Raw genomic sequence first — 7,848 nt, forward strand, 5'->3', positions numbered from 1 at the left:
TACCTCTTTCCTTTTATTTATTGGTATATTTTTCTACCCTTTTCATCGGGGATTCCCGATTTACGGTAAAAGTACGTGTTTACCTGGTCACGCCAGCTGACGGCGTTTTCCATCTGCCAGACGAGGCGCTCCTTCATATTTAAGTAGCTCTCCTCATCCAGGGAGTCCTTTAAGCTTTCCCATACCGCCTGATACTCTCTCACCCTCTCCACGCCTTCAAAATGAGTGTCGTAGATGTGCTGAATCACCGTTTTTCCTGAATGCAGCACATGGGTGTAGGGCACATGGTGGAAAAAGAGCAGCAGTTCATCGGGACAGGACGAAAGGTCCTCATATTCAGAAAATCGCGCGTCGGAATACTGCCTCGTATAGGAGGTCCCCGTCTTCACGGTCCTGTCCCTTCCGACTCCGTCTCTGTCGGCATAGTGATATGTCCCCCACCGGTCGTACTCATAGCCATCGATATCGACGCCGTAGTGGATGGAGGGTTTGCACATGAAGCCAACAGAAAGAGGACAGGTATAAGCCTCGTACACCTCCCTCGATGTTGTCAGAATCGCCGCCAGCTTACCGCACTTTTCTTCGGTCAGGCAAAAGCTCTGGCGGACCCATTCTTCGGCGATCGCCTCTGCTGATAATTCATGATTCCAGACCAGCCTTCCGAAGCCGTAGAGATTGGCCTGGGCCAGCTTGCTGCCCGTCCAGTTGGCGTCCATTCCCACGTTTCCGACGCCCGCAATGCCGGATCGTCTGCGGACAGGGGAGTTCTCTCTCAACGCCTCCTTCACCGTCAGGCTTTTGCCGTGTTTCGTATCAAAATCCATGGTTTCCTTCCACATCGGAACGAGGTAACAGATATCCCTCTGATGTCCGGTATACTCCTGTGTAATCTGAAATTCCAGAATTTGATTTGTCTTTTTTAAAGCTCCGAACAGCGGCGACACCGGTTCTCTGATCTGGAAATCGATGGGGCCGTTCTTGATCTGAAGAATCACGTTGTCCAGGAATCTGCCGTCCAGAGGTTCGAAGATATCATAAGCGGCGCGTGCGCGGTCCGCCTCACGGTTCCACCAGTCCTGGGCGCAGTCGTATACGAAGCAGCGCCAGATAATGACTCCTCCGTAGGGCCCTGCCGCCCTCGCCAGCATATTGGCGCCGTCGTCATGGTTCCTGCCATAGGTGAATGGCCCTGGTTCTCCTTCCGAATCTGCCTTTACCACAAAGCCGGCAAAATCAGGAATCTCCTCATAGATTCGTTTAACCGTCTCTTCCCACCACGAAGCCACCTCCGGCTCCAGAGGATCTGCGCTCTTTAACTGTCCCACTGTGATGGGCGCCGCAAAATTAACGGATAGGTACGTCTTAATTCCGTATGCAGCCAGGACGTCGGATATCTTCCTGATTTCCGTAAGGGCTTCCCCTGTTACGAAAAATGTTTCCGCTCTGTGTACATTGACATTGTTGATCAGAACCGCATTGATCCCCACCGAGGCCAGCAGTCTTGCATACTGCCGGATAAGCTCCATATCTCCCCGAAAGGTGTTGTGATCGTAAAATATGGACTCTCCTGCGTAACCGCGCTCAATGGAACCGTCGAAATTATCCCAATGATCGATCATGCGGATGCTCTGATCCGGCACCGACTCATACGGAAATCCGGTCTCATTTTGTGCGGTCAGAAGCCGGTGCAGCCCGTACATGCCGTATAAATATCCCGCAGGAGACGCGCTTTCTATCTTATAACCGGCCTCAGTCTCCCCGATCCGGTACCCTTCTGTCCCCAGCGCCGCTTCATCTCCCGGTAAAAAAGCAATCGAGGCATCCGGCGAACCGGATCGTCTGATTTCTTTAAACAGCAGCGGCATTTCCCGCTCAATGGTCTCTGTAACTGCCGTTTTCTTCCCATCATCCAGATAATAAGTAATTATGTTTTTGTTTTGCACCTGTTTTGTCAGCCAGCAGAAGTCTCTCCGTCCGTGCATGATTTCCGTCCTCCACAGCGCCTCATTTCTGATGCGCCTCTTTCTCATAAAAATGCTTTCCATTCGCCAAAAATCCTTTTTTCGTATAAAGGGGCGTATCTCCAGACAGCGGAAGCGTAACCGTCTGTCCCGTAAAGCCCGCCTGGTATATGGCAGTTATCACCTCCAGCGCCAGGCGGCCATCCGCGCTGCTCTCCGGCGGCAGTTCCCCGCTCTCCAGGAAATGCAGCACCGTATCGATCTGGCCTTTATGACCGGTATACCGGGGCGGCGGCATCTCCCGGTAACGCGTCTGAAGCTGTGCCTCAAACGCTTCGTTTTCGACAGGAAAGCCCGTTGGTGCAGACCTGCTGCTCACCGCCTGCCAAGGGGACGCCACGCCCGCCTTTTCGCACTGAAAGCGCAGCCTCTGGCCTTCCCCGTGCGTTACGAGAGAGGCCGTTACCGTCACGAGCGCGCCGCTATCATAGGTAAGAATCGCGGCGGACACATCCTCCACCTCGGCATTGTCATGTGCTGCATTTCCCAGGACAGCCGTCACCGTGCGGGGAGCTCCCATGATCCAGTTCAGCAGATCGATCTGATGTACGGCGTGGTTTAGAGTACAGCCTCCGCCTTCCATTTCCCATGTGCCCCGCCACCAAAGATCGTAGTATTCCCGGCCTCTGAACCACAGGGATTCCACTTGTCCGAATAAGACCTTTCCCACGGCTCCGGAGGAGATTACGCTCTTTAAACTCCGATTGTCCCGCAGGTAGCGGTTCTGAGAGACAACACCAAGATAACAGCCGGTCTCCCGCTGAACCTGCATCATCTCGTCACACTCTTCCAGTGAAGACGCCATGGGCTTTTCCACCAGAACGTGTTTTCCCGCTTTCATGCAGATCACGGCGCTCTCCCCATGGGTAAACGGCGGAGTACAGATGCTGACCAGACGGATGTCGCTCCGCTCTGCCATCTCTTTACAGTCGCTGTAAACAGCCGTGTCTTTTAAATGGTATTTTTCTTTCAGCGCCTCCGCCTTTTGGGGAACGAGGTCGCACAATGCTATGATACGGCACCTGTCCTGAAAGGCCAGATACGCCTCGATATGGCTCTCTGAAATCACGCCTGTTCCGATCACTGCGACGCCGGTCATGGTCTCCCCTCCTTTATACTTTTTACTTTTACACAGAGACCGGTGCCGCCGGACGGTGTCACTTCCCTGTGCAAAGTGTTTTTAAATATTGTTTATTTACAAATGCATTATAACAAGTTGCACAATAAAAAAGAATGAAGGAATCAAAGGCCATTTGTAATTATTAAAGATAAAATTCTGTTTAAAAACTCCGTTGCACAATTGTTTTTCCTACTCTATAATGAAGCCATACCACAAACAGAATTATCTCCGCATCACAGGAAGAAAAGGAGCTTTTATGATTCCTGACTTTAACAACATGATTCCTGAACTTCATTATTACATACACAGGAAGTGCACGCCCAACTGGAAAATCGACGCAAATGTGATCCCCTTCATCGACATTACATACGTCATAGACGGAAAGGCCGAGTACAACATCGGAGGCCACATTTATACTGTAAAAAAAGGCGATTTAATATGCATCCCTCAGAACACCTACCGGGCGGCCGTCAACATTCCGGAGGACTTGATGGAGTGCTACTCCACCAACATCTTTCTGCGGGATCAGTTCGGCCAGGAAGCCCGCCTGCCGCTTCCCATCATCAGCCACATCGGGATCATCCCCCGGCTGATCTCGCGTTTCCACGAAATCCACGAGGAATGGCTGCAGAGGGATTTTGGATATATGCTGAAGATACGCGGAATCTTATGCCTCATCCTGTATCAGATATCCAACCTGATCCTGAATGAAAACCATTTGAGCCAGGAAGACCCCCGCATCAAAAACAGCATCCGCTATATGAGCATGCATTATCAGGACCCGCTGACCATCGATCTGATGGCCCGCCAGTTCCATCTCCATCCCGTCTACTACGGAAGTCTGTTCCGGGAGGCCATGGGGATGACCTTCAAGCAGTATCTCATCTCACTCCGTTTAAACTATGCAGAGAATATGTTAAAAAGCGGGGAATACAGCGTCAGTGAGGTAGCGCTGCAATGCGGATTTTCAGATATCTTCTACTTCAGCAAGCTGTTTAAAGAGAAGAAGGGAATTCCGCCCTCCGGCATGTTTCCGCCGGAGAGAAGAAAGAAAAAAGAAGACACGATTTTACTGCCAGGAGGAAAAGAAGAATGAAAGCATTGATTATTGGAGGAAGCGGCGGCTTAAGCGGCATGCTGGCTTCCATGGCTAAAGAAACGTATGAAGTCTGGGCGCTCACCAGGGGAAAACGCCCTCTCGGCGCTGGAATTATCCCGCTCTGTGCGGACCGGGACGACAGGGAAGGATTTAAGAATGCCATACTGGGAGCGGGTGTCACCTGGGATGTGGTTTTCGACTGCATCTGCATGAACGAACGCCATGCAAAGCAGGACCTGGAGGTGCTGTCTTCCGTGAGCAGCCGGCTGGTGGTCATCTCAACCGACTCCGTCTACGATCCGGCGCGCAAGACGACGCCACAGGCGGAAGACGGATTCTTCGTGGAGGAAAAGGGTGCGCCGGAGGAATGCAGCTATGCGGGGAACAAGCGGAAGATGGAGAAAGTCTTTCTCCGCTATTTTTCCGGAGAAGGGGAACACGGACTTAACGTTACGCTCTTTCGTCCCGGCCATATCTACGGCCCAGGTTTTCTGCTGGGCTGCTATCCGGAGCACAGCCGCCAGAAGGAGCTGCCGGATCTCATTCTGGCAGGACATCCCCTCTCCCTCGTAACCGGCGGAATCCACATCACACAGCCGGTCTTCGTCCGCGATCTGGCGCGCACCATGCTGGACTCGGTAAACCGGGAAAGTGCCTTTCAGCAGATCTTCTGCATCGGCGGCCCGGAAGCGGTGGAAAACCGCCTGTATTACGAAATCCTGGGAAGACTTCTCGGTGTGGAAATCACCATACAGGAACTGCCTCTCACCGGATACCTTGAGGCCCATCCCGAATATTCCGGCCACTTATGCCACCGGATCTACGATTTATTGAAACTAAAGGCCGCCGGTGTCCGGCTGCCCGATACAACGCTGGCAGAAGGCTTAAAACTCCATCTGGAATCTCTTGGATATTTATAAATCCCTATGCCGCCAAACGCTCATACAGGCAGGGTGTCTGGCCCGCTGTACCAGCAGACAAAGAGGCTGTCCGGAATCCCTTTTTCTTTCCGAACAGCCTCTTCGCCTTTACTTATTATTCCTCCGACAAATACGCCTCAAACCGATTGATATTATCCCGCTTTCCGATGACCACGATCACGTCTTCCTTCCGGAACCGGTAGGTGGGCTGAATGTCAATGGTCGTATCGTGCTCCCGTTCCATCGCCACAATGTTTAGGCCGAACTGGTTGCGTATTCCCGCCTCCATCACGCTCTTGCCCTCCAGCACCGTTGTGAGCCGGATCTCCGAGACTGCGATGTCGTCGTTCAGGCTGATGAAGTCCAGCGCATGGGGCGATACAAGGCGCCTGGCCAGACGGATGGCGATATCTTTCTCCGGGTACACCACCTCAGCTCCGATCTTCTCCAGCACACAGCCGTGCTCCGCGCTGGTAGCCTTCGATATGACCCTGGGCACTCCCATGGATATGACGGTCAGGGTGGCCAGTATACTGGTATCGATCTTCTCACCGATGCATACGATCACCGTCTCGCAGTTCTGAATTCCGGCGCTCTCGAACGACGCCTTGTCAATGCCCTCGACGACGAAGGCCTCCGAGACCATATCACGGATCTGCTTTACCTTGCTCTCCGTGTTGTCAACCACCATGACTTCTTTTCCTGCCTCGGAAAGGGCGGTCGCCAGTGCGATCCCAAATCTTCCCAGACCTATAATTCCATACTCTATCGTATCTTTCCTGCGTTTCATTCTATCTCTCTCCTCTACCCTATTGTAATAGTTTCTTCCGAGTACCACGCGCCCGCCTTCGGTTTAAAGCTCCAAATGGTCGCGATGGTAAGCGGTCCAAGCCTTCCGATAAACATGGTAAGCACCAGAATCAGCTTCGCGCATCCGTTTAAATCCGGTGTAATTCCGGTGGACAGACCTACGGTTCCGAACGCGCTGACCGTCTCAAACAGAAGCTTCATGAAATCGTATTCCGGCTCCACGAGGCACATCAGAAAGGTCTGTATACAGACCACTCCCAGCGCCAGAGTGGTGATGATAAATGCCTGTGAGATCACCTCCGGCGGAATCCGGCGTTTGAACGCGCTGCAGTGCCTGTTGGTCGCCGCGCTGAACATGCTCTTTACCAGCACAAATGTGGTCGTAGTCTTGATACCGCCTCCGGTCGATCCCGGCGACGCTCCCAGAAACATCAGGATAGTCAGGACAAACAGGCCCGCGTTGGAAAAATTTCCGATTGGATAAGTGGAGAATCCCGCTGTTCTGGCGGAAGTGCTCTGAAACAGGGCGCCCAGCCACGTAATCTCCTCTGTCATTTTTAACAGTATGGTTCCCGCAGCCAGCAGCACGGCAGAGGTCAGAATAACGACCTTCGAGTGGAGGCTCAGCTTCTTCCAGGAGCGCTTCGCCCACACTTCCCGGATTACGAGAAATCCCAGGCCGCCGAAGATAATCAGGCCGCAGGTGGTAAGATTCAGGAGGACGTTGTCCTGATATGGAATCAGGTTTGTCAGTCCTCCCAGGATATCAAAACCCGAGTTGTTAAACGCCGCCACGGAATGGAACACGCTGATTCCCAGCGCATCCAGAGCCGGATAATCCCTGGAAAATACCAGAAAGCTCAAAAACGCGCCGATGCCCTCAAACAGCAGCGTCATAAAGAGAATGGATTCCACCAGCGCCACCACGCCCTTTACCGTAGTTAAGTTCATGGAATCGCGGATCAGCACACGGCCATGAATTCCTATCTTCTTTCCCGCCAGCAGAATAAAGCCGACGCCGACGCAGGTAACTCCCAGCCCGCCGATCTGGATTAAGAGAGCTACCACCGTCCTGCCGAATACATTAAAGGTATCCGCCGTATCTACTGCGATCAGCCCCGTCACGCACACCGCGCTGGTGGACGTAAACAGGGCGTCTATGTAGTTCACGTGAACCCCCTCGTTTGCCGAAATGGGGAGCCACAGAATCAGGCTTCCTGTCAATATAACGAAAGCAAAGCCCAGCACGACAATCCGGCCCGGGCTCAATTTACGCAAATGTTCACTCATCATACACCTCTCTTTTTATGATATGGCTAAGTTAGCACAAACATGCCCGGGATTCAATCCTTTATCAGAATACTTAACACAACTTTAACTTTGAAAAGTTACCGTTCACGGCCCTGCTGAAAGTTTCCGCCGGCGTTCCGGTGTGTGGGAGGGGCAGGAGAAGGAAGCGTTTCCTTTTCCGAGGTTCGCAGGAACTTAAGCAGAAAGACGGGAAAAAGGGGTGGTGAAATCTGGCCTCCAAGCCAGATTTCAAGTGGACACGGAGGTGAAGTCCTTCAGGAGTTCACCGTAGTTTGCGCGATCCGCCTCTTTTTCCCGTCTTTCTGCTTTAGTTCCTGCCACCGAGGAAACAAGAAACGCTTCCTTCTCCTGCCCCTTCCACACACCGGAACACCGGCGGAAACTTTCAGCGGGGCCGTGAACGGTAACACTATTTTTTACTTTTTTCCAAAATACCCTTGACATTTTATTTCCATTGGGTATAATAATCCCGTCTTTGACACATGAATGAACGTATAAGTGCCACAACCCCTTTGAAATACTGGGCTTGTGGCACTTTGTACTCTCTTCACGAAATATAGTAATGTT

At 52.2% G+C, this 7,848-nt stretch carries 7 protein-coding genes; 2 read left to right on the plus strand and 5 right to left on the minus strand.

The window, feature by feature from the left end; all coding sequences use genetic code 11:
* Positions 1-17 precede the first annotated feature (17 nt).
* Both DFR60_RS29070 and DFR60_RS29075 read right to left on the minus strand, forming a co-directional pair.
* The gene (locus DFR60_RS29070) at positions 18-2,030 is read right to left on the minus strand and encodes a glycoside hydrolase family 20 zincin-like fold domain-containing protein (protein WP_167437761.1); all 2,013 of its coding nucleotides are present in this window, start codon (positions 2,028-2,030) and stop codon (positions 18-20) included.
* Positions 2,005-3,120, minus strand: coding sequence for a Gfo/Idh/MocA family protein (locus tag DFR60_RS29075; protein ID WP_110326644.1), 1,116 nt, complete (start codon positions 3,118-3,120; stop codon positions 2,005-2,007). Before DFR60_RS29075 ends, DFR60_RS29070 begins: the two co-directional genes overlap by 26 nt.
* A 277-nt stretch (positions 3,121-3,397) precedes the next feature.
* Here DFR60_RS29075 and DFR60_RS29080 point away from each other — a divergent pair, with 277 nt between their 5' ends.
* Both DFR60_RS29080 and DFR60_RS29085 read left to right on the plus strand, forming a co-directional pair.
* Complete coding sequence (locus DFR60_RS29080) at positions 3,398-4,237, plus strand: AraC family transcriptional regulator (RefSeq protein ID WP_110326646.1); 840 nt, start codon at positions 3,398-3,400, stop codon at positions 4,235-4,237.
* Positions 4,234-5,160, plus strand: coding sequence for an NAD-dependent epimerase/dehydratase family protein (locus DFR60_RS29085; protein ID WP_110326648.1), 927 nt, complete (start codon positions 4,234-4,236; stop codon positions 5,158-5,160). Before DFR60_RS29080 ends, DFR60_RS29085 begins: the two co-directional genes overlap by 4 nt.
* Positions 5,161-5,275: 115 nt before the next feature.
* Here the strand turns inward: DFR60_RS29085 and DFR60_RS29090 are convergent, their stop codons facing one another.
* From DFR60_RS29090 to DFR60_RS30720, 3 genes are all read right to left on the minus strand, one after another.
* A complete protein-coding gene (locus DFR60_RS29090) occupies positions 5,276-5,950 on the minus strand; it encodes a potassium channel family protein (protein ID WP_055653042.1) in 675 nt (224 codons plus the stop codon).
* Between the two features lie 14 nt (positions 5,951-5,964).
* Positions 5,965-7,260: a TrkH family potassium uptake protein gene (locus tag DFR60_RS29095; RefSeq protein ID WP_110326650.1), complete on the minus strand. Its 1,296-nt coding sequence runs from the start codon at positions 7,258-7,260 to the stop codon at positions 5,965-5,967.
* A 249-nt stretch (positions 7,261-7,509) separates the two neighbouring features.
* The coding region (locus DFR60_RS30720) for a hypothetical protein (RefSeq protein ID WP_207659590.1) at positions 7,510-7,848 on the minus strand (339 nt) is incomplete at its 5' end.

It is taken from the genome of Hungatella effluvii (genome assembly GCF_003201875.1).
GTDB classification, from domain to species: Bacteria; Bacillota; Clostridia; order Lachnospirales; family Lachnospiraceae; genus Hungatella; species Hungatella effluvii.

Excerpts from the sequence above, each read along its gene's own strand:
- DFR60_RS29070 (WP_167437761.1), bottom strand. The coding sequence starts at position 2,030 with ATGAGAAAGAGGCGCATCAGAAATGAGGCGCTGTGGAGGACGGAAATC.
- DFR60_RS29075 (WP_110326644.1), bottom strand. The coding sequence starts at position 3,120 with ATGACCGGCGTCGCAGTGATCGGAACAGGCGTGATTTCAGAGAGCCAT.
- DFR60_RS29080 (WP_110326646.1), top strand. The coding sequence starts at position 3,398 with ATGATTCCTGACTTTAACAACATGATTCCTGAACTTCATTATTACATA.
- DFR60_RS29085 (WP_110326648.1), top strand. The coding sequence starts at position 4,234 with ATGAAAGCATTGATTATTGGAGGAAGCGGCGGCTTAAGCGGCATGCTG.
- DFR60_RS29090 (WP_055653042.1), bottom strand. The coding sequence starts at position 5,950 with ATGAAACGCAGGAAAGATACGATAGAGTATGGAATTATAGGTCTGGGA.
- DFR60_RS29095 (WP_110326650.1), bottom strand. The coding sequence starts at position 7,260 with ATGAGTGAACATTTGCGTAAATTGAGCCCGGGCCGGATTGTCGTGCTG.